This window comes from Variovorax beijingensis (genome assembly GCF_007828835.1).
GTDB classification, from domain to species: Bacteria; Pseudomonadota; Gammaproteobacteria; order Burkholderiales; family Burkholderiaceae_C; genus Variovorax; species Variovorax beijingensis_A.
On record NZ_VIVL01000001.1, the window covers coordinates 50,765 to 71,614 of the forward strand.

General features: G+C 69.0%; 20 protein-coding genes and 1 riboswitch. Of the genes, 4 read left to right on the forward strand and 16 right to left on the reverse strand.

Going from position 1 to position 20,850, the window contains the following annotated elements; all coding sequences use genetic code 11:
* The first annotated feature begins 192 nt into the window (after nucleotides 1-192).
* From FB547_RS00200 to FB547_RS00210, 3 genes are read left to right on the forward strand one after another with little or no spacing between them, the layout of a single operon-like run.
* A complete protein-coding gene (locus FB547_RS00200) occupies nucleotides 193-966 on the forward strand; it encodes a ferredoxin--NADP reductase (protein WP_145738618.1) in 774 nt (257 codons plus the stop codon).
* Between the two features lie 17 nt (nucleotides 967-983).
* Nucleotides 984-1,754, forward strand: coding sequence for a TetR family transcriptional regulator (locus tag FB547_RS00205; RefSeq protein WP_145738620.1), 771 nt, complete (start codon nucleotides 984-986; stop codon nucleotides 1,752-1,754).
* Nucleotides 1,700-2,899: an amidohydrolase family protein gene (locus tag FB547_RS00210; protein WP_145738622.1), complete on the forward strand. Its 1,200-nt coding sequence runs from the start codon at nucleotides 1,700-1,702 to the stop codon at nucleotides 2,897-2,899. Before FB547_RS00205 ends, FB547_RS00210 begins: the two co-directional genes overlap by 55 nt.
* Before the next feature lie 12 nt (nucleotides 2,900-2,911).
* Here the strand turns inward: FB547_RS00210 and FB547_RS00215 are convergent, their stop codons facing one another.
* From FB547_RS00215 to FB547_RS00235, 5 genes are all read right to left on the reverse strand, one after another.
* Nucleotides 2,912-3,316 carry a GtrA family protein gene (locus FB547_RS00215; protein WP_145738624.1) on the reverse strand — a complete coding sequence of 135 codons (405 nt, stop codon included), beginning with the start codon at nucleotides 3,314-3,316 and terminating at the stop codon, nucleotides 2,912-2,914.
* Nucleotides 3,313-4,290 carry a glycosyltransferase family 2 protein gene (locus FB547_RS00220; protein WP_145738626.1) on the reverse strand — a complete coding sequence of 326 codons (978 nt, stop codon included), beginning with the start codon at nucleotides 4,288-4,290 and terminating at the stop codon, nucleotides 3,313-3,315. The genes FB547_RS00215 and FB547_RS00220 overlap by 4 nt, the downstream gene beginning before the upstream one ends.
* The gene (locus tag FB547_RS00225) at nucleotides 4,287-6,092 is read right to left on the reverse strand and encodes an ArnT family glycosyltransferase (protein WP_145738628.1); all 1,806 of its coding nucleotides are present in this window, start codon (nucleotides 6,090-6,092) and stop codon (nucleotides 4,287-4,289) included. The genes FB547_RS00220 and FB547_RS00225 overlap by 4 nt, the downstream gene beginning before the upstream one ends.
* Nucleotides 6,093-6,144: 52 nt before the next feature.
* On the reverse strand, nucleotides 6,145-8,859 hold the full coding sequence (gene metH / locus FB547_RS00230; protein WP_145740500.1) for a methionine synthase: 2,715 nt from the start codon (nucleotides 8,857-8,859) through the stop codon (nucleotides 6,145-6,147).
* A 59-nt stretch (nucleotides 8,860-8,918) separates the two neighbouring features.
* Nucleotides 8,919-9,023: riboswitch (S-adenosyl-L-homocysteine riboswitch) on the reverse strand.
* Nucleotides 9,024-9,071: 48 nt separating this feature from the next.
* Nucleotides 9,072-9,533 (reverse strand): PACE efflux transporter, encoded by a 462-nt coding sequence (locus tag FB547_RS00235; RefSeq protein WP_145738630.1) that lies wholly within the window; start codon nucleotides 9,531-9,533, stop codon nucleotides 9,072-9,074.
* 104 nt (nucleotides 9,534-9,637) lie between these two features.
* Between FB547_RS00235 and FB547_RS00240 the strand changes: the two genes are divergently transcribed.
* Nucleotides 9,638-10,564, forward strand: coding sequence for a LysR family transcriptional regulator (locus FB547_RS00240; protein WP_145738632.1), 927 nt, complete (start codon nucleotides 9,638-9,640; stop codon nucleotides 10,562-10,564).
* Here the strand turns inward: FB547_RS00240 and FB547_RS00245 are convergent, their stop codons facing one another.
* The 11 genes from FB547_RS00245 to FB547_RS00295 form a co-directional block, all read right to left on the reverse strand.
* Nucleotides 10,565-11,332 carry an SH3 domain-containing protein gene (locus FB547_RS00245; RefSeq protein WP_145738634.1) on the reverse strand — a complete coding sequence of 256 codons (768 nt, stop codon included), beginning with the start codon at nucleotides 11,330-11,332 and terminating at the stop codon, nucleotides 10,565-10,567.
* An 84-nt stretch (nucleotides 11,333-11,416) separates the two neighbouring features.
* Entirely contained in the window at nucleotides 11,417-12,463 is a 1,047-nt protein-coding gene (locus FB547_RS00250; RefSeq protein ID WP_145738636.1) for a homocysteine S-methyltransferase family protein, read from the reverse strand.
* Between the two features lie 48 nt (nucleotides 12,464-12,511).
* Complete coding sequence (gene hutG, locus FB547_RS00255; protein WP_145738638.1) at nucleotides 12,512-13,327, reverse strand: N-formylglutamate deformylase; 816 nt, start codon at nucleotides 13,325-13,327, stop codon at nucleotides 12,512-12,514.
* Between the two features lie 4 nt (nucleotides 13,328-13,331).
* The gene (locus FB547_RS00260) at nucleotides 13,332-14,714 is read right to left on the reverse strand and encodes a formimidoylglutamate deiminase (protein WP_145738640.1); all 1,383 of its coding nucleotides are present in this window, start codon (nucleotides 14,712-14,714) and stop codon (nucleotides 13,332-13,334) included.
* Nucleotides 14,711-15,961 (reverse strand): imidazolonepropionase, encoded by a 1,251-nt coding sequence (gene hutI, locus FB547_RS00265; protein ID WP_145738642.1) that lies wholly within the window; start codon nucleotides 15,959-15,961, stop codon nucleotides 14,711-14,713. Before hutI ends, FB547_RS00260 begins: the two co-directional genes overlap by 4 nt.
* A gap of 23 nt (nucleotides 15,962-15,984) precedes the next feature.
* Entirely contained in the window at nucleotides 15,985-16,557 is a 573-nt protein-coding gene (locus FB547_RS00270; RefSeq protein WP_145738644.1) for a HutD family protein, read from the reverse strand.
* A 145-nt stretch (nucleotides 16,558-16,702) separates the two neighbouring features.
* Complete coding sequence (locus FB547_RS00275; protein WP_124961348.1) at nucleotides 16,703-17,371, reverse strand: amino acid ABC transporter permease; 669 nt, start codon at nucleotides 17,369-17,371, stop codon at nucleotides 16,703-16,705.
* Between the two features lie 7 nt (nucleotides 17,372-17,378).
* Nucleotides 17,379-18,131, reverse strand: a complete 753-nt coding sequence (locus FB547_RS00280; protein WP_145738646.1) for a transporter substrate-binding domain-containing protein — start codon at nucleotides 18,129-18,131, stop codon at nucleotides 17,379-17,381.
* Between the two features lie 48 nt (nucleotides 18,132-18,179).
* The gene (locus FB547_RS00285; protein WP_145738648.1) at nucleotides 18,180-18,914 is read right to left on the reverse strand and encodes an IclR family transcriptional regulator; all 735 of its coding nucleotides are present in this window, start codon (nucleotides 18,912-18,914) and stop codon (nucleotides 18,180-18,182) included.
* Nucleotides 18,915-19,054: 140 nt separating this feature from the next.
* Nucleotides 19,055-20,026, reverse strand: coding sequence for a tripartite tricarboxylate transporter substrate binding protein (locus FB547_RS00290; protein WP_145738650.1), 972 nt, complete (start codon nucleotides 20,024-20,026; stop codon nucleotides 19,055-19,057).
* Nucleotides 20,026-20,832 carry a phosphate/phosphite/phosphonate ABC transporter substrate-binding protein gene (locus FB547_RS00295; RefSeq protein ID WP_145738652.1) on the reverse strand — a complete coding sequence of 269 codons (807 nt, stop codon included), beginning with the start codon at nucleotides 20,830-20,832 and terminating at the stop codon, nucleotides 20,026-20,028. Before FB547_RS00295 ends, FB547_RS00290 begins: the two co-directional genes overlap by 1 nt.
* Nucleotides 20,833-20,850: the final 18 nt, after the last annotated feature.

Sequence of the window (20,850 nt, forward strand, 5' to 3'; positions counted from 1 at the left end):
GCGTTCACTACATTCGAGGTCAATGTAGCAAACAGGCCCGATGCTTGCAATGGTGTTTTCTCGCGGTGTTCATCGGGGTTTTTCCGACCAACGACAATGGAGGGTTCGCAGCCGGCCGGCGGCTGCACGCCCCACAAGCGTGCGTTCCGGCTCAGCCACCTTCCACTGTTCCAACCAACTCTTGAGTTCCGTATGAGTGCTTTCAGCGAAGAACGCGTCCTGAGCGTCCACCACTGGACCGACCGCCTGTTCACCTTCACCACCACGCGCGACCCGGCGCTGCGCTTCTCCAACGGCCATTTCACGATGATCGGCCTGAAGGTCAACAACAAGCCGCTGCTGCGCGCCTACAGCATCGTGAGCCCGAACTACGAGGAGCATCTCGAGTTCCTGAGCATCAAGGTGGAAGAAGGCCCGCTCACCTCCAAGCTGCAGCACATCCAGGTCGGCGACACCATCATCGTGGGCCGCAAGCCCACCGGCACGCTGCTGATCGACTACACGCTGCCCGGCAAGCGCCTGTACCTGTTCGGCACGGGCACCGGCCTCGCACCGTTCATGAGCATCATCCGCGACCCGGACACCTACGAGAAGTTCGAGCAGGTCATCCTGGTGCATGGCGTGCGCCAGGTCGACGAGCTGGCCTACCACGACCTCGTGACCGACCACCTGCCCAAGCACGAGTTCCTCGGCGAGATGGTCGAGAAGCAGCTGCTCTACTACCCGACGGTCACGCGCGAGGAATTCCGCAACCAGGGCCGCATCACCGACCTGATCGAGACCAACAAGCTCACCGACGACCTCGGCCTGCCCCCGCTCAACCCGGTGGAAGACCGCGTGATGCTGTGCGGCAGCCCGGGCCTGCTGGTGGACCTGAAGCACATCCTGGAGAAGCGCGGCTTCAAGGAAGGCAACACCTCGACGCCCGGCGACTTCGTGGTCGAACGCGCCTTCGCCGAAAAGTAGGCCGAGCCGCGCGCACGATGGTCGACAGCCGCACCGCCGCCAAGCCCCAGCGCCGCACCGGCGTGCGCGAGGCCGCGGCACAGGCCACGCGCGACAGCATCCTGAAGTCGGCGACCAAGGTGTTCGCCAAATACGGCTACGACGGCGGCAGCGTGGAGAAGATCTCCAAGGCCGCCAAGTCGTACGACCGGATGATCTACTACTACTTCGGCAGCAAGGAAGGCCTCTTCATCGCGGTGCTCGAAGGCATCTACAAGCGCATGGACGACGCCGAAGCCGCCATCGCGCTCGATGCCTCGCGGCCGGTGGAGGCGCTCACCGAGGTCATCCGCTTCGTGCTCGGCTACTACCGCAAGAACCCCGAGTTCGTGACGCTGCTGAACACCGAGAACCTGCACAAGGGCCGGCACATCTCGAAGTCGCTCAGGGCGCGCGAATACTCGTCACGGGCGGTGGCGATCATTGCCGAGATCCTGGCGAGCGGCGCGGCGCAGGGCCTGTTCCGCCGCGACCTGAACGCGCGCGACATCTATCTGCTGATCGCGTCCACCGGCTACTTCTACACCTCGAACCGGCACACGCTCACGGCCTTCCTGGGCGAGCCGCTGGAGTCGCCCGAGGCGATCACGCACTGGGAAGACTTCGTGATCGAGACCGTGCTGCGCACCGTGCGCGCGGACGACATCCAGGAACAAGAGAACAACTCCCCACCCCACGACGAGGACACCACGAAATGGCAGAAATCGCAGCCGGCGCAAAGTCGGGCAAGGTCGTCATCAAGAACATAGGGCTGCTGCTCTCGGGCGACATCGACAAGCCCATCCTGGACGCGGACACCATCGTGGTGAACGACGGCCTGATCGTGGCAGTCGGCAAGGAAAAGGACTGCGACCTCGAAGGTGCGCAGACCGTCATCGACGCGAAGAAGACCTGCGTCGCGCCCGGCCTGATCGACAGCCACGTGCACCCGGTGTTCGGCGACTGGACGCCGCGCCAGGGCCAGATCGGCTGGATCGACTCGACCATGCACGGCGGCGTCACCACCATGATCTCGGCCGGCGAGGTGCACCTGCCCGGCCGGCCCAAGGACATCGTGGGCCTGAAGGCGCTGGCCATCACCGCGCAGCGCGCGTTCGACAACTTCCGCCCCGGCGGCGTGAAGGTGCTGGCCGGCGCGCCGGTGATCGAGAAGGGCATGGTCGAGAGCGACTTCAAGGAACTCGCCGACGCCGGCGTGGGCCTGCTCGGCGAAGTGGGCCTGGGCTCGGTGAAGGCCGGCTACGAGGCCAAGGAGATGGTGGCCTGGGCGCGCAAGTACGGCATCCAGAGCACGATCCACACGGGCGGCCCGTCGATCCCGGGCTCGGGCCTGATCGACAAGGACGTGGTGCTGGAGGCCGACGCCGACATCATCGGCCACATCAACGGCGGCCACACATCGCTGCCCGAGGCGCATGTGTGCGAGCTGTGCGAGAAGAGCTCGCGCGCGATCGAGATCGTGCACAACGGCAACGAGAAGGTGGCCATCGCCGCGGCCAAGGCCGCGCTCGAGCTCAAGTGCCCGCACCGCGTGATCCTCGGCACCGACGGGCCCGCGGGCTCCGGCGTGCAGCCGCTGGGCATCCTGCGCATGGTGGCCATGCTGTCGTCCATTGCAAACATCCCGGCCGAGCTGGTGTTCTGCTTTGCCACCGGCAACACCGCGAAGATCCGCAAGCTCAACTGCGGGCTGGTCGAGGTGGGCCGCGACGCCGACTTCGTCTTCATGGACCGCGCGCAGCATTCGCCCGCACCAGGCCTGCTCGAGAGCGTGCAGCTCGGCGACATTCCGGGCGTGGGCATGGTGATGATCGACGGCATCGTGCGCTGCGGCCGCAGCCGCAACACGCCGCCCGCGACCGAAATCCCCGTGGTGGTGTCGGCGGCGCACTGAGGCGCCCTTGGCTCAGCGGCGAGGCGTCCTGAACACCAGGTAGCGCGCGGACAGGAAGTTCACGGCCAGCCCTGCGCAGCTGCCCAGCGCCACGCCGGCCGCGGGAGCCCAGGGGCCCGAAGCCCAGTGCAGCACCAGCACATACGCGCCGTAGTTGACGACCGCCCCGCCCAGCATGGTGGCCAGATAGCCGAGGTATTCGCGCACGATCGGCGTCGCCGCGCCCGAGGAGCGCCGCGCCGCGAAGGTGTAGCGCCGGTTCAATGCCCAGGTGGCCGTTGCCGCCGCAAGAAACGACAGCACCCGCGCGCCGTACCAGCCCAGCAGCGGCGCCGCAAGGTACAGCACGGCCACGTCGACCACGAATCCCGCCGCCCCGACGATGGCGAACGCCAGGAACTCGCGGCCCGCCTTCATGGCGTGCGGCGGAACTGCCCGACGCCGGGAATCGCGAGGTAGCGCAGCCGCTTGGCCTCGCGGCGGGCGAGCCGGATGGCGTGCATCACGACGCCGCAGACCATCGACAGCATGGCGGCCAGCATGGCGCCCGTCGCCAGCACCGCCGTGGGGAGCCGGGGCACCAGGCCGGTGTGCAGGTAGGTGAGCAGCAGCGGAATGGCCAGTGCGATCGCGCCCGCCGCAAGCACCGCCGCAAGGATCGAGAAGAACTGCAGCGGCCGCTCGCTGATGAACAGCTTGCAGATGGTCTTCAGGATGCGCCAGCCGTCACGGTAGGTCGAGAGCTTGCTGTGCGAGCCTTCGGGCCGGGTGCTGTAGGCGGTGTCGAACTCCGCATGGGGCATGCGCAGTTCGAGCGCATGCACCGTGAGCTCGGTCTCGATCTCGAAGCCCTGCGAGAGCGCGGGAAACGACTTGGCATAGCGGCGCGAGAACACGCGGTAGCCCGAGAGCATGTCGGTCAGCCCGCCGCCGAAGAGCTGCGCCACCGCGCCCGTGAGCAGCCGGTTGCCGAAGCGGTGGCCGGCGCGGTAGGTGAGCGCGTTCTGCCCATCGTCGACGCGGCAGCCCACGACCATGTCGAGGTTGCGCTCCACCAGCGCATCCACCAGCCGCGGCGCGCTGGCCACATCGTAGGTGGCATCGCCGTCGACCGTCACGTACACGTCGGCCTCGACGTCGGCGAACATGCGGCGCACGACGTTGCCCTTGCCCGGCGCCGCCACGTGCGTCACCGTGGCGCCGCTCGCGCGTGCGATGGCGGCCGTGTCGTCGGTCGAGTTGTTGTCGAAGACATGGATCTCGGCCTCGGGCAGCGCCGCGCGGAACTGCGCGACCACCTGCGCGATCGACAGCGCCTCGTTGTAGCAGGGGATCACCGCCGCGATGCGGATCGGGGCGCGGGCGGCGGCGGATGGGTTGTCGTCGGTCATGGTGCGGTCGAGAGAATGCGGTAGACCCGGCCGCCGTCTTTTTCGTACAGCAGGGCGAAATGCGCGTCGAAGCCGGGCCGGGTGGCCAGCGTGGGCACCATCGAGGTCGGCATGACGATGGCCGTGAATCCCATCGCGGCCAGCTTGCGCGCCATGTCGCCGGGCAGCAGCAGCAGGAAATCGCGGTAGCGCCACGGGCCGAGCGTATCGCCCCAGATCGGATTGGGGCCGTAGTAGATCGCCTCGTTCAGCGCGATCTGGTAGACGCGCCCGTCGGCATGCTGGCGCAGGTAGTCCATGGCGGCATAGCCCGGCACATGCTGGCGCAGGAAGGCTTCGCGCGTTTCGGGCGTGGGCGAGATCATCGCCACCTTGCCCGCCGTCTGGCGCAGCGACACCGCGGCCAACGCGGCCAGGAGCAGCACGACGATCCAGTCGCCGGCAAGGCCCAGGCGACCGGCGGGTGCTGCAGCGGTGGACGCAGGTGCGGCCTCCGCCTGCCCGCTCCGGCCTCCGAATGCACGGCGCAGGCCTGCGGCCATCCCGCCGAACAGCACCTGCCAGCCGATGGCCGCCATCAGCGCGAGCAGCGGAAACGAGGCCGTGAGGTAGCGTGGATAGCGCGAGGTCAAGAGCCACACGGCCACGGAATAGAAGCAGAACCAGCCCGCGGCGCGCAGCGCGGCCGAGCGCTTCCACAGCAGGCTGAACGGCGCCAGGAACACGGCCCAGATCAGCGCGTTGGGCCGTGCCGCATGGTCGCGCACGTCGGCCACCTGCTGCACGTAGTCGGCCGGGATCCAGTCGGTGAAGCCGAACACGCGCGCACCGATGGGGTTGAACGGATCGCCGGTCATGATGGCGTTGCGCGCGTACCAGTACACGCACGGAATCAGGAAGCACAGCAGCGCCAGCGCCCAGGCCTTGGGCCGGCGCTCGTGCCACACCACGAACAGCGCCACCAGCGGCAGGAAGGTGAGCGCCTGGTACTTCGAACCCGCCGCCACCCCAAGGCAGAACGCCGCCAGCCCGAGCCAGCGCGTGCCGCCCTGCAGCGGCTGCGATTCGCGCCACCACCACAGCGCCACGCAGGCACCGAGCACGAAGAGCGCCACGCCCATGTCGATCAGCGCGTTCGAATAATCTCCGATGCCGATCCAGATGGCCGCGCCGATGCAGGCCGTGAGCCGGTTCGCGTGCTGGATGCCGAGGCGGTAGACCATCACCGCTGAAAGCGCGCCAGCCAGCGCATTGAGAAAGTGCGGCAGCACGTCGTCGCCCAGCTGCAGCGCGGCCGCATACAGCAGGTTGTAGTTGTAGGGGAACCAGGGGTAGCGCAGCCACTCGTGGATGCCCAGCGAGCCCTGCTGCGCCACCTGCCGCGCATAGGGCAGGTGGTACATCAGCTCGTCGAAGGCGGCGGGCGGCGCGAGCGGCGCGACCAGCGCGGGCAGCGCCACCAGCGCCAGCGCGATGGCGGCGATCCTTTCGGCGCGGCTCCACGGCGGAGCAGGGGCGCGCAGCGCCCGCACTTCGCGCCACCAGGGCCGCAGCTGCAGCGCGGCCGCCACCACGCCGGCGGCGATCAGCGCCACGGTGGCGCCCGGCTTGAACGCGCCGAAGATCGCCAGCAGCTGGAAGGCGCAGATGAACAAACCCACGCCCAGGGCCGCCGCCATGGCCGCTTCGAGCCAGGCGTCCCGGCGCGGCGGCGGCGCGAGGCGCGCCAGCAGCGCACGCCCGAAGCCCCAGCAGCCAAGGACAAAGACCGCCAATGCCGCGTAGTGCGCGGCAGCAAATATCAGCTTCTGAATAACAACTCCCGGTGCCGGTCGGCCACGCCGGCCGGCAGGTTCAAAGGTTCGGCGCCAGCAGGCGCTCGAGGTCGGATTCGCTCTCCTTGCGCCGCGCCGCCTGGTCCTGCAGCTGGTCGTGCCCGATCTTGCCGACGTTGAAGTACGTCGACTCGGGATGGCTCAGGTAGAAGCCGCTCACGCTGGCGGCGGGCATCATAGCGAGGCTTTCGGTCAGCGTCATGCCAATGTCCGCGCAGCCCAGAAGGTCGAACATCGGGCGCTTCACGCTGTGGTCGGGGCAGGCCGGGTAGCCGGGCGCGGGACGGATGCCGCGGTATTTCTCGGCGATCATGTCCTCGTTGCTCAGGCCCTCGTCGGGCGCATAGCCCCAGAGGTCGGTGCGCACGCGGTGGTGCAGCGATTCGGCAAAGGCCTCGGCCAGCCGGTCGGCCAGGGCCTTGAGCATGATGGCGGAGTAGTCGTCGAGGTCGTCGATGAAGTACTTCTCCTTCTTCTCGACACCCAGGCCCGCCGTCACCGCGAACACGCCCACGTAGTCTTTCAGCCCGCTGTCCTTGGGCGCGACGAAGTCGGCCAGGCAGCGGCTCGGGCGCATCACGCCCTCGATCACCTGCTTCTCGGTCTGCTGGCGCATGCCGTACCAGGTCATGGCGACCTCGCTGCGCGTCTCGTCGGTGTAGAGCTCGATGTCGTCGTCGTTCACCGTGTTGGCGGGCCAGAAGCCGACCACGCCGCTGGCGCTGAGCCAGCGCCCTTCGATCAAACGCTTGAGCATGCGCTGGCCGTCGGCATACACGCGCACGGCCTCCGTGCCGACGATCTCGTCCTTCAGGATGGCCGGGAATGGGCCGGCCAGGTCCCAGGTCTGGAAGAACGGGCCCCAGTCGATGTACTTCGCGAGGTCGGTGAGATCGAAGTTCTTGAACAGGCGCCGGCCGATGAACTTGGGCACCGGCGGCGTGTAGCTGGACCAGTCGATCGGCGTCTTGTTGGCGCGCGCCTTGGCCAGCGGCCACATCGGCACCTGCTTCTTGTTGGCGTGCTGCGTGCGCACCTTCTCGTAGTCGGCGTTGATCTCGTCGATGTACGCGGTCGCCTGGTCGGAGAGCAGCGACTGCGCCACGCTCACGCTGCGCGAGGCATCGGGCACGTAGACCACCGGGCCTTCGTAGTGCGGCGCGATCTTCACGGCGGTGTGCACGCGGCTGGTGGTGGCGCCGCCGATCAGCAGCGGGATCTTCCTGATGCGGAAATGGTCGTCCTTCTGCATCTCGCCGGCCACGTACTGCATTTCTTCCAGGCTCGGCGTGATGAGGCCCGACAGGCCCACGATGTCCGCGCCCTCGACCTTCGCCTTGGCCAGGATCTCGTGGCACGGGACCATCACGCCCATGTTCACCACCTCGAAGTTGTTGCACTGGAGCACGACCGTGACAATGTTCTTGCCGATGTCGTGCACGTCGCCCTTGACAGTGGCGATGATGATCTTGCCCTTGGTGCGCACGTCGCGGCCCGCGGCCTCGTCCTGGCGCTTTTCTTCCTCGATGTAGGGGATGAGGTGGGCCACGGCCGACTTCATCACGCGCGCCGACTTCACCACCTGCGGCAGGAACATCTTGCCCTGGCCGAACAGATCGCCCACGATGTTCATGCCGTCCATCAGCGGCCCTTCGATCACGTGCAGCGGACGGCCGCCCTTGGCGAGGATCTGCCGATAGGCTTCTTCGGTGTCCTCGACGATGAAATCGGTGATGCCGTGCACCATGGCATGCGAGAGGCGCTGGTTGACGTGCACCGGATGCTCCGGCGTGCCGCGCCATTCGAGCTTCTTGCTGTCGTCCTTGGCGCCGCTCTTGGCGGTCTCGGCCACTTCGACCAGGCGTTCACCGGCGTCCGGGCGGCGGTTGAGCACCACGTCTTCCACGCGCTCGCGCAGGGTCGGCTCGAGGTCGTCGTACACGCCCACCATGCCGGCATTGACGATGCCCATGTCCATGCCCGCCTGGATCGCGTGGTACAGGAACACGGTGTGGATCGCTTCGCGCACCGGGTCGTTGCCGCGGAAGCTGAAGCTCACGTTGCTCACGCCGCCCGACACCTTGGCGCCCGGCAGGTTCTGCTTGATCCAGCGCACCGCGTTGATGAAGTCGACCGCGTAGTTGTCGTGCTCCTCGATGCCGGTGGCAATCGCGAAGATGTTGGGGTCGAAGATGATGTCCTCGGGCGGAAAGCCCACCTCGTCCACCAGGATGCGGTAGGCGCGCTCGCAGATCTCGATCTTGCGTTCGTAGGTGTCGGCCTGGCCCTTCTCGTCGAAGGCCATCACCACCGCCGCGGCGCCGTAGCGCCTCACGAGCTTGGCCTCGTGCTTGAACTTGTCGACCCCCTCCTTCATGGAGATGGAGTTGACGATGCCCTTGCCCTGGATGCAGCGCAGGCCGGCCTCGATCACTTCCCACTTGGAACTGTCGACCATCACCGGCACGCGCGCGATGTCGGGCTCGCTGGCAATCAGGTTCAGAAAGCGCACCATCGCGGCCTTGCTGTCGAGCATGGCCTCGTCCATGTTGATGTCGATCACCTGCGCGCCGTTCTCGACCTGCTGGCGCGCCACGGCCAGGGCGTCCTCGAACTGGCCGTTCAGGATCATCCGCGCGAAGGCCTTGGAGCCGGTGACGTTGGTGCGCTCGCCGATGTTGACGAACAGCGACCCGGCATCGATGGCCACCGGTTCGAGGCCGGACAGCTTCATCGGGGGGACGCGGGGCGTGGAGACTTCGTTCATGGGGGCTCACCTGGGCAGGAAAAAACGTCAGGTGAGCGTCGTTTGCGGCTTGCGCCCTGGCGGCAGGGCGCCTTCCAAGCCTGACGGCGGGCCTCTCGATGCGGGCCGCCGCTGCAACGCTCCTTGGAAGGGAGCGCAATTTTACCGGCTGCGGCAAGGACCGCGGCCGCCAGGGTCGTTCAGGCGCCCTGCCCGGCCGCCGTTGCCGGGCCGGTCTTGGCGGGCGCGGCCGAGGCCGGCAGCCCGAACACCCGGTCGAAGCCCCAGTTGAAGACGAAGGTGTAGACCAGGAAGAACACCACCAGGCCCAGGTCCATCACCAGCGCCTGCCAGAGCGTCACGCCAAGGCCCCAGGCAAACAGCGGCACCAGCACCGCGATCAATCCGCCCTCGAAGCCGACGGCATGCGCCACGCGCCGGCGCACGCTGCGCCCGCGCACCGCCTGGCGCGACTCCCAGCGCTCGAACAGGGCGTTGAAGACCAGGTTCCAGATCACGGCAATGACCGAGGCGGCCACCGCCAGCACGCCCGAATGCCCGAGCCCGGCGTCGGTCATCAGCGCCAGCCCGGCACTGGCGGCCACGATGGCGATTCCTTCGTAAAGGCTGATGTAGACGACGCGGCGCTGGAACCCCTGCATGACTGTTTCCTCTGGCGGATGAAGACGATGGCTGGACTTTATTTGCTGTTCGCTGATATAAAAAGTCAACTTATTTCAATTTTATTGATAGATAGGTGCAGCAGATGGCTTTCTCCAGCGACAACGTCGAGGTCTTCCTGGCCGTGATCGACCACGGCTCCTTCTCGGCTGCGGCGCGCGCACTGCACAAGGTGCCCTCGGCCGTCAGCATGGCCATTGCCAACCTCGAGGCCGAACTGGCCCTGCCCCTGTTCGACCGCAGCGGCCGCGAGCCGCAGCCGACCGCCGCCGCCCGTTCGCTGGAGCCGCAGGCGCGGCTGCTGGCGGCCCAGCTGAAGCAGCTGCAGGTGCAGGCCCTGGCGCTCACGCAGGGCCTGGAAAACCGCCTCACGCTGGCCATTGCGCCCGAGTTGCTGGCCGCGCCCTGGAGCGGGCCGCTGGCCGCGTTGGCCGAGGAATATCCGCTGCTGCAGGTCGAGGTGCTGGCGGCGCCGCAGGCCGATGCGCTGGCGCTGCTGCACAGCGGTCGCGCGCAGCTGGCGCTGGTGTTCGAGCGCCCGAGCCTCGATGGGCGGGAAGGCTTTCAGGAAGTCGGCAGCGACACCATGGTGGCGGTGATGGCGCCTGGCCACCCCGTGCTGCTTGCGGCCGCCGGCGAGCGGCTGCGCGAGGAGCACCTCACGAACACCCGGCAGATCGTGGTGGCGGGCCGCGACCTGGCCACCAGCGATCCGCGCTTCGTGTTCGCGCGCCACGTCTGGCGCACCGACAACGCGCTGGCCGCACTGAGCCTGATCACGGCCGGCCTCGGCTGGGGCTGGCTGCCGCGCAATTTCGCCAGGCCGCACGTGGCCGCGGGCGCGCTGGTCGAGATTCCATTCGAGAACCTCAGCAACGGACTCGACCTGTGGGTCGACGTGGTGTGGTCGCGCGAGCGGCCGCTGGGGCTGGGGGCGCAGCGCTTCGTGGCACTGATCGCGCGCGACCGGCAGGCCGCGGCGGGCATTCCTGCCGCGAGCGCGCGCGGCTGATCAGTCGCGGTGGCCGTGGCCGCCGCCCTTTCCACCGCCACCACCGCCGCCATGGCCGTGGCCACCACCCCTGCCGCCACCTTCACCGCCTCCATGCGGGCGCCCGCCGCCCGGATGCATCTGCGGCTGGCCGGGCGGCGGTCCGGGCCGGAAGGCCGGCTGGGGCCGCGGCGGCTTGATGCCCGGGTCGGCCGGCGGGCGATAGCCCGGCCCCGGCCTTGGTGGACGGTAGCCCGGCCCCGGTTGCGGATGGAAGCCGGGCCCCGGCGCGGGCTTGAAGCCCGGGCCCGGCCATGGCCTCGGTTGCCAGGCCGGCCGCACCGGCGGCGGGGGACGCCAGCCGGGCATCGGCGGAGGCGGCGGCCGGCCGCCCCACCAGCGGCGCTCACCGTACCAGGGCCGGTCTCGGTAGTAGTCGGCCCAGTAGCTGCCGATCACGAACGTGACGACGGGCACGCCGATCACCGCGGCGTAGCTGGCCAGCGGCACGCGCCGCTCCTGGTAGGCGTAGTCCAGGCTCCGGGCCCAGACCCAGCCGCGTCCGCCGTCGGGCAGCACCACGTCGCACCAGCTGTAGCCGCCGGTGCAGCCGATCACGTCGAGCGGCTGGCCCGGCCCGAGCCGCGCCACCAGCGGATAGTCGCCCGAGGGGCCCGCGCGCAGGTTGACCGCACCGCGCGTGAAGGCCTGCTGCGCCGCGGCGGCCAGCGGCAGGGCCAGCGCCATGGCGCCGATGCCGATCCAGCGCAGGGAAAGTTTGTTGTTCATGATCAGGCTTCCTTTGCGCCACCAGCCTAGGCGGCGGCCCGGATGCCGTCAATCAGCCGAGGGCGCGACAGCCCCGGCCGTCGGTCACGCGGCTTCGCGGTAGAAGCCGTTGTTGTTCAACAGCCGGCCGCTCATCGGCGCCACGGCCTTCCCGATGGCCGCGATGTGGTCCGGCGTGGTGCCGCAGCAGCCGCCCACGATGTTGACCAGCCCTTCGGCCGCGAACTCGTGCAACAGCCGCGAGGTGACGTCGGGCGTCTCGTCGAAGCCGGTCTCGCTCATCGGGTTGGGCAGGCCCGCGTTCGGGTAGCAGCTGATGAAGGTGTCGCCCGCCACCTTTGCGAGTTCCTGGATGTAGGGCCGCATCAGCGCGGCGCCGAGCGCGCAGTTGAGCCCGACGGCCAGCGGCTGCGCATGGCGCACGCTGTGCCAGAACGCGGTGACGGTCTGGCCGCTCAGGATGCGGCCCGAGGCATCGGTCACGGTGCCGCTGATGATGAGCGGCAGGCGCTGGCCGCTGTGGTCGAAATACTCGTCGACCGCGAACAGCGCGGCCTTGGCGTTGAGCGTGTCGAAGATGGTCTCGACCAGGATCACGTCGGCGCCGCCCTCGACCAGCGCCTCGGTCTGCTCGTAGTAGGCCGCGCGCAGCTGCTCGAAGTCGACGTTGCGCGCGCCGGGGTCGTTCACGTCGGGGCTGATGCTCGCGGTCTTGGGCGTCGGGCCCAGGGCACCGGCCACGAAGCGCGGCTTGTCGGGCGTGCTGAACTTGTCGCAGGCCGCGCGCGCGAGCTTCGCCGATTCGAGGTTCATCTCGCGTGCGAGATGCGCCATCCTGTAGTCCTCCTGCGCGATGGTGGTGGCGCCGAAGGTGTTGGTCTCGATCAGGTCGGCGCCGGCCGCGAGGTAGCCCTCGTGGATGTCGCGGATCACGTCGGGCCGCGTCAGCGAGAGCAGCTCGTTGTTGCCCTTCACGTCGCGCTCGAAATCCTTGAAGCGCTCGCCCCGGTACTGTTCCTCGGTGAGCTTGAAGCGCTGGATCATCGTGCCCATTGCGCCGTCGAGGATGGCAATGCGCTTTTCGAGGATGCCGGCGAGTGCCTGGCCGCGGGTGTAAGTGACGGGCTTCATAGCCCCCGATTGTAGGAAGCGGGGCTGTCCCTGGCCGCCGTCGGTGCTTTAGCGGCCTTCGACGAATTCCAGCACCGCCTCGATCATGCGCCGCACATGCGGCTGCACGCCGGCCGCCACTTCGGGCAGGTAGTCGAAGGGCAGCTTCTCCTGCATGTAGCTCGACTGCGTCATCTCCAGCTGCACCGCGTGCACGCCGGCCGCGGGGTTGCCGTACTGGCGCGTGATGTAGCCGCCCGTGAAGCGGCCGTTGAGCACGCCCGTGTAGCCGGTGGCCGATTCGGCGATGCCCAGCAGCGTGGCGGCCAGCGCGGGGTCGCAGCTCGTGCCCTTGCCGGTGCCCAGGTTCAGGTCGGGCAGCTTGCCCTCGAAGAAGCGCGGCAGCACCGAGCGGATCGAGTGCGCGTCCCACAGCGCGATGGTGCCGTGCGCGGCCTTCAGGCGGTCGAGCTCGGCCTGCAGCTGCCGATGGTAGGGCTGCCAGATGGCGTCGCGGCGCGCGGCGATTTCATCGTCACCCGGCAGGTCGTCGCTGGACGCATAGACCGGCGTGTCGTCGAAGGTGTCGACCGGGCACAGGCCGGTGACGCTCTGGCCCGGATAGAGGCTGGCGCCATCCGGTGGCCGGTTCAGGTCGACCACGTAGCGCGAATGCGTGGCGACGAGCACCGAGGCGCCGAGCGCATCGGCAAAGTCGTAGAGCCGTTCGAGGTGCCAGTCGGTGTCGGGCACCTGGCGCGCCTCTTCGGTCAGGCGGGCGGCGAGCGCGGGCGGCACGTAGGTGCCGACATGCGGCATCGAGATCAGCAGGGGACGCGTGCCCTGGCGGAAGCGGAAGGCGGGTTCGGTGGTGATGAAACTCATGGGCTCAATTTTCCTGGAGAAGCTGGCTGCGCGCCGCGACGAAGGCGGCGGCGGCCTCGTTGTGCAAGGCATGGCGGCCGGCCGCGACGCGCGGCTGGCCCGACACCCAGACGGTGTCGATGGCCGAGGTGCGGTGGCTCGCAAAGACGTGGGCCGACAGCATGTCGGGCGCTGGCAGGCCTTGCAGCGCAAGCTGTGCGGCATCGAGCACGATGAAATCGGCCTGCTGCCCCGCGGCGAGGCCGCCGATGGCCCGGCCCGAAGCCTGCGCGCCGCCGCGCACCGCTTCGAGCGTAAGCGCGGTGGCCACATGCGGCTGCGCCGCGCTGGCGCCGACGTTGCGCTGCCGCCAGGCCAGGCGCTGGCTGTATTCGAGCATCAGCAACTCTTCCGCGGCATTGACCGTGGCATGGCTGTCGGAGCCCAGGCCCCAGGCGCCGCCGTGGTGGCGCCAGGCGGAAAAATCGAATATGCCGTCGCCCAGGTTGGCCTCGGTGGTCGGGCACAGGCCTGCCACCGCGCCGCTCTTGGCGCCGCGCTCGTATTCGGCCGCATCCATGTGCGTGGCATGCACCAGGCACCAGCGCGCATCGACCGGCGCATGGTCGAGCAGCCAGGCCACCGGGCGCTGGCCGCTCCAGGCCACGCAGTCGTCGACCTCCTTGGTCTGCTCGGCAATGTGGATGTGGATCGGCGCGCCCGGGTCGATGGCCTCGAGGCCCGCGATGGCTTCGCGCAGCGCGTCGGGCGGCACGGCGCGCAGCGAGTGCGGCGCAATGCCGAGCCGTGCGCCTTGCGCCTCGCACGCGGGCTTGAGTCTATCGAGCAGGCGCAGCATCGAATCGGTCGAGCGGATGAAGCGGCGCTGCCCCTCGTTGGGCGGCAGGCCGCCGAAGCCGCTGGCCTGGTAGAGCACGGGCAGCAGCGTGAAGCCGATGCCGGCCTTCTTCGCGGCGCGCAGCAATGCGAGGCTCAGCGTCGCATCGTCGGCATAGGGGCGGCCGTCGGCATCGTGATGCACGTACTGGAACTCGCACACGCTGGTGTAGCCCGCCTCGAGCATTTCGGCATAGAGCCAGGTCGCGATGGCCTCCATCTGCTGCGGGCCGAGGCGCGCGGCAAAGCGGTACATCAGCGTACGCCAGCTCCAGAAGCTGTCCTGCTGCTGGGCGCGGTATTCGGTCAGCCCCGCGAAGGCGCGCTGGAAGGCATGCGAATGCAGGTTGGGCATGCCGGGGATCACCGGGCCGTTCGCCATCGGCGCGCCTGCGGCAGGCTGGGCGGCGGACTGCACCTGCGTGAGCTGGCCGGCGTCGTTCCACGACAGCCGCACGTTCTTCGCCCAGCCGCCGGGCAGCAGCGCGTCGGCCGCGAACAGCGTGTTCATTGGCTCGCTCCCACTGCGATGCGGCCTTGCCGCACGACGCTGCGCACCGGACGCTGGCCGAACCAGTAGGCGAGCTCGGCCGCATCGCGCACGTTCCACAGCACGAAGTTGGCGGGCATGCCTTCGGCGATCGCGCCGTGCGTCTTCTGCAGGCCGAGCGCGCGCGCCGCATGCACCGTGACGCCGGCCAGCGCCTCGGGCACGGTCAGGCGGAACAGCGTGCAGGCCATGTTCATCATCAACAGCAGGCTCAGCGCCGGCGAGGTGCCGGGGTTGTGGTCGGTGGACACCGCCATCGGCACGCCGGCCGCTCGCAGCGCCTCGATCGGCGGCAGGTGCGTGTCGCGCAGCGTGTAGTAGGCGCCGGGCAGCAGCACGGCCACGGTGCCCGACTGGCGCATGGCCTCGATGCCCTCGGCCGACAAATGCTCGATGTGGTCGCAGGACAGCGCGCCGTAGCGCGCGGCGAGCGCGGCGCCGCCCATGTCGGAGAGCTGCTCGGCATGCAGCTTGACCGGCAGGCCCATCGCCTTCGCGGCCTGGAACACCTGCTCGGTTTCCGCAAGCGAAAAGGCGATGCGTTCGCAGAACACGTCGACCGCATCGACCAGCCCCTCGGCCGCGAGCGCGGGCAGCATCTCATTGCAGACGAGATCGATGTACTCGCCGCTGCGGCCCGCATATTCGGGCGGCAGCGCGTGCGCGCCAAGGAAGGTGGTGCGCACGGTGACGCCATGGGCTTCGCCCAGGCGCCGCGCCACGCGCAGCTGCTTGCGTTCATGTTCGAGCGCCAGGCCGTAGCCCGACTTGATCTCGATGGCGCACACGCCGTCGGCCAGCAGCTGTTCGAGCCGGGGCACGGCCTGCGCGAAGAGTGCGTCTTCATCGGCCTCGCGCGTGGCGCGCACCGACGAGACGATGCCGCCGCCGGCCTTCGCCACTTCTTCGTAGCTGGCGCCCGCGAGCCGCATCGCGAACTCGTTGGCGCGCTGGCCGCCATAAACCAGGTGGGTGTGGCAATCGACGAGGCCGGGCGTGACGAGCGCGCCGCCACCATCGTGCAGCGGCAGGCCCTCGAAGCCGGCCGGCAGGGCGCTGCGTGCGCCGACCCAGCGGATCGTGCCCTCGGCCACCGCGATCGCGGCTTCGGTGCCGGCGTCCAGGGTGGTGCCGGGCGCGGCGCCGGGCGCCAGGCGCAGGCCCGTCCAGAGGCCGTCGGCCGATGGGGATGTGGTTGCGGATGTCATGTCTTGTCTGGTGTTTGCACAGCTTACGCCGGCACGATGCGGACCGCAGCCAGCCGCGCGCCTTCACCCTCGGGCACGGCCTGCCATGCCTGCGCGCTGTCGGTCCAGTACAGGCCTTCGCCTTCGCGGCAGGGCTCGCCGTTCAGCCGCCATGCGCCGCTCAGCGCGAGCAGCACGCCGTGCGGTGCGGCCTCGATGGCCGATGCGTGGTCCAGCACCCGCACGTCGGCGCGCCACTGCCCATGCCGCGTCATGATGTTGAAGTCGTTCGATGCGCCGCCGAGCGGCGTGCAGTCGATCGCGTCGTCGCCGCTGAAGGCGAACGGCCGGTGCGGCACGTCGAGCCGGTGCTCGATGCGCCCATCGTGCGTGAACAGCCGCACGCCGTCGCCTTCGAGCAGCATGATGCTGCGGTCCACGCCCGCGAACACCGAGAACGGCCCGGCCGCCGCGATGGTCGCGATGCTTGCGCGCCAGCCGAAGCTGTCGAGCCCCGCTCCCTGCGGCCAGCTCACGATCTCCTGCGTGGTGCCGCCGCCGTTCTTCCAGGGCATGGCCGGGAGCGCCGCGCGCGAGAAACGCTGCACGTTGCTCATGATGGGTCCTCTTGCTCCTTCCCCTTCCGGGGGAAGGCTGGGATGGGGGCGGCGCGCAACGAGCGCCGCGCGAAGGGCAAGGCCGTCGTGCCCCCACCCCTCCCCTCCCCCGGGAGGGGAGGGAGAAATGCGAATGCAGTGCCGCTCATCGCATCAGCCCGCCCTGCCGCAGCTTCTGTTCGAAGTGCCTGAGCACCAGCGTCATCGTGCCCGTGAGCACGAAGTACACGAGCGCGATCGCCAGGTAGACCTCCAGCGAGCGGTACGACACGCTGATGATCTTCTGCCCTTCGTGCATCACGTCGTGGATCGTCAGCAGCGACACCAGCGCCGAGTTCTTGATGAGCGCGATGAACTCGTTGCCCAGCGGCGGAATCATGCGCACCACCGCCTGCGGCAGCACGATCTCGCGCATCGCCGTGCCAGGCGTCATGCCCAGCGACTGCGCCGCCATGGTCTGGCCCTTGTCGATCGACTGGATCGCGCCGCGCACGATCTCCGACACGTACGCACCCGAATACACACCGAGCCCCAGCACGCCGCACAGGAAGGCCGGCAGCAGGATGCCGAAATGCGGCAGTCCGAAGAACAGGATGAACAGCTGCACCAGGAGCGGCGTGCCGCGAATCGCCGCCACGTAGGCCGTGCACACGCCGTAGAGCCAGCGCCGCTTCGGGTTGAGCCGGCCGATGCCCACCAGCAGCCCCAGCACGCAGCCGAGCGCGAGCGCGCAGGCGGTGATCTCCACCGTGACCAGCGCGCCGCGCAGCAGGTCGGGCCAGCCCTGCCAGACCGGCGAGAAGTCGAAATCCATGGGCCGCTTATTTGGCGTTGGCGCTGAACCACTTGGCGACGATCTGCGCGTAAGTGCCGTCGGCCTTGAGCTTCTCGATGGCGCCGTTCACCGCCTTGGTGAGCTCGGGCGTGTCCTTGCGGATGGCCATGCCGTATTCCTCGGTGGTGATCTGCTCGGGCAGCACCTTGAGGCCGCCGCGCGTGCGCACGTACTGGTAGGCGGCGGGCTTGCCGGTCACGGCGGCGTCGGCGCGGCCGATGTCCACGAGATTGAACATCTCCTGGTTCTTCTCGACTTCCATCAGCTGCACCTGCGGGAATTTTTCCTTGGTGTAGGCCACCGACTTGGTGCCCACCTGCACGCTGACCTTCTTTCCGTTGATGTCGGCCGGCGCCTTGATGGCCGTGTTGCCGTCCTTCACCATCACGACCAGGCCGCCCGCGTAGTAGGGCACGGTGAAGTCGACGACCTTCTTGCGCTCGTCGGTGATGTAGATGGCCGACACGGCCATGTCGAAGCGCCTGGACACCAGCCCCGGCACCAGGCCCTTGAAGTCGATGTCGATCCACTCGATCTTGCGGCCCAGCGTCTTGCCGATGGCCTCGACCAGCTCCACGTCGAAGCCGGTGCGCTTGCCGTTCTCCACAAATTCCATCGGCGGAAAGGTGGCGTCAGTGGCCACGCGCAGCGGCTCGCCCTGCGCTTGCGCGGTGGCGGCAAAGCCGAAGAAGGCGAGGCTGGAGAGTGCGGCGGCAACGAGGGTGCGGCGGGTGTTCATGGGAAGGCTTCCGTAGGTTGAAGAAAAATCGGCGCGGCGGATGGACCGCTACTGCAGCGCGCGCGAGATGCGCGCCGCCGTGACGACGGTCATGTGAAGCAACGCAGCTTCCATGCCTTCGACGCGCGTGAGCGGCGCCATGAGCGTGATCGCGCCGCGCAGGCGCCGGCCCGGGCCGAGCACCGGTGCGCTTGCACCCCAGACGCCGGCGTCGACCTCGCCGTGGGTCACGGCATGGCCGGCCTCGCGGATCGCGTCGAGCTCGGCGGCACGCTCGGCGCGCCGCCCGGGACTGTCGCCGAGCGCATCGAGCAAGGCATCGCGCTGGTCGAGCGGCATGTGGGCCAGCAGGCACTTGGCGCTGGCGCCGTCGCGCGCCGGCACGCTGCGGCCGCGGTCGAAGGAGCAGCGCAGCGACTGCTCGCTGTCGATCATCTCGAGGCACACCACGCGGTCGTTCACGGCCGTGACCAGCGCCACGCTTTCATGGCTTTGCTGCGCGAGCGCGCGCATGTCGGCGCGCGCGGCCATGACGAGGTCGGAGTTGCCGTCGAAACCGCTCGCGAGCTGCACGCTCACGGGGCCGGGCGAATAGCGCCCGTCGGTCTCCATCACGAAGCCCCAGCGCCGCAGCACCGCGATCTGCCGGTACAGCGTGCTCTTGACGAGGCCCGTGGCCTGCACGAGCTCGGCCGCGCTCATCGCCGACTTGCTCTGCGCCAGCACCGACAGCACGCGCAGCGCGCGGTCGTTGTGGGCCGGAGCATCGAGGGGGGGCGTCATGGCAGGGCGGGCGGAAGTCCGAGGCGGGACGGCGTGCAGTATCTTGCGCGCCGTCCCGGGCTCCAAGCCCTCATTCCCACCCAGTGAGAATGCCGGCGCCTTTTTCCTGCCGGCGCTGCGCGCATCCGTGGGCGGTGTCGTCACTCCGGCTTGATGTTCCTTTTCCGGATCACGGCCGACCAGCGCGCGCTTTCGCTCTGGATGTTCGCGGCGATGTCCTGCGGCTTGCCGGCACCGGGCTCGAGGCCCAGGCCGGCGAACTTCTCCTTCATCTCGGGCTTGGCCAGCACGCGCGCCGTCTCTGCGTTGAGACGCTCGACGATGGCCTTCGGCGTGCCGGCCGGCGCCATCAGCGCATACCAGGAAATGGCCTCGAAACCGGGCAGGCCCTGTTCTGCGACGGTGGGCAGCTCCGGCATCGCGGCCGAGCGCTTGAGGCTCGCGAGGCCGATCGCCCGCAGCTTGCCGCTCTTGACGAAAGGCAGCACGGCCGAGAGCGAGCCGAACATCATCGTGACCTGCCCGCCCACCACATCGTTGAGCGCCGGGCCGATGCCCTTGTACGGCACGTGGATCAGCTGCACGTCGCCGTCGAGCGCCATCAGTTCGCCGGCCAGGTGCGCCTGGCTGCCGGCGCCGGGCGATGCGAAGCTCAGCGTGCCGGGCTTCTGCCTGGCGAGCGCGAGCAGCTCCTTCACCGACCCGGCCGGCACGGATGCATTGACGACCAGCACGTTCTCGACCACGGCAAGCATTGCGACCGGCTGCAGCTCCGACACCTTGTAGGGCAGCGACGGAAAGAGGCTCGGGTTCACCGCGACATTGCCGACCGGCACGATGCCGAGCGTATAGCCGTCGGGCGCGGCCTTGGCGATCTGCGCCACGCCGATGTTGCCCGCGGCGCCGACCTTGTTGTCGATGATGAAGGGCTGGCCCAGCGTGTCGACCAGCTCCTGGCCGAGGATGCGGGCCACCGCGTCGGCCGGACCGCCGGGCGCGAACGGCACGACGACGTGGATGGGTTTTTCGGGATAGGCCTGCGCATGCGCGAGCCATGGCGCGGCGCAAAGCAACAGGGGCAACAAGGCGGCCGCACGGCGGTTGATCGACATCAGAGTTCCTCGAAAGGGGGAATGGCACGAAGGGAGATCGCCGCAAGAACGTCGTAGTCCGCAGGATCGGGCGAGACGAAACCTGCAAGCAACAACCGTTCCGTCACGGCCGCGAGTTCGGGCGTGCGGGTGGCTTCCTGCAATGCGCTGCGAACGCGCGCGAGCTCGCCGGGCGTGAGCGGCGTCGTTGCGACGAGCGGCGGGATCGGCAGGGCCTCGGTGCTGTCGACGATGCGCACCTTCTGCGCGAGCGCCGGCTCGTTGCGCCGCAGCAGGTCGTGGTAGTAGCTGTCGAGCGGGCCAACGTCGATGCGGCCTTCGACGAGGGCCTCGATCACCCCGCGCGCATGGATGAGGCCGCCGACGGCACCGCGGTAAAGACGCGCGCCGCGCGCCGCGCGAAACGGCGCAAGATGGTTGCGCAACGCCACGCCGCCCGACATCGAGTCGGCCAGCGTGTAGCCCACGATGCCGCCGAAGGTGTCCGCCAGCGTTTCGAAGGCCGAGCCGGTGCGCACCACGATGTCGGTGAAGTACACCGGCCGGCCGCCATAGCGCGCGGGCGAAGGCAGCGGCGCGGCCACCAGCGTGGGGCGCGGCGCGCGCTGCGAGAACGGCAGGCCGCACATCATCGCGAGCCCGAGGTCGTCGCGCGCCCACAGCGCCGAGAGCGGCGCGGGCGCGTCGTAGTCGATCACGTCCCACGCGAGGCCCGCGCGTGCCAGCACCCACGCGAGAAGCTGCTTCCAGTCGGCGCGCACCGAGGCGGTGGCCGAGTACATGCGCGCGTTGGCGACGGGCGTCATCGCAGTGGCTCCGATGCG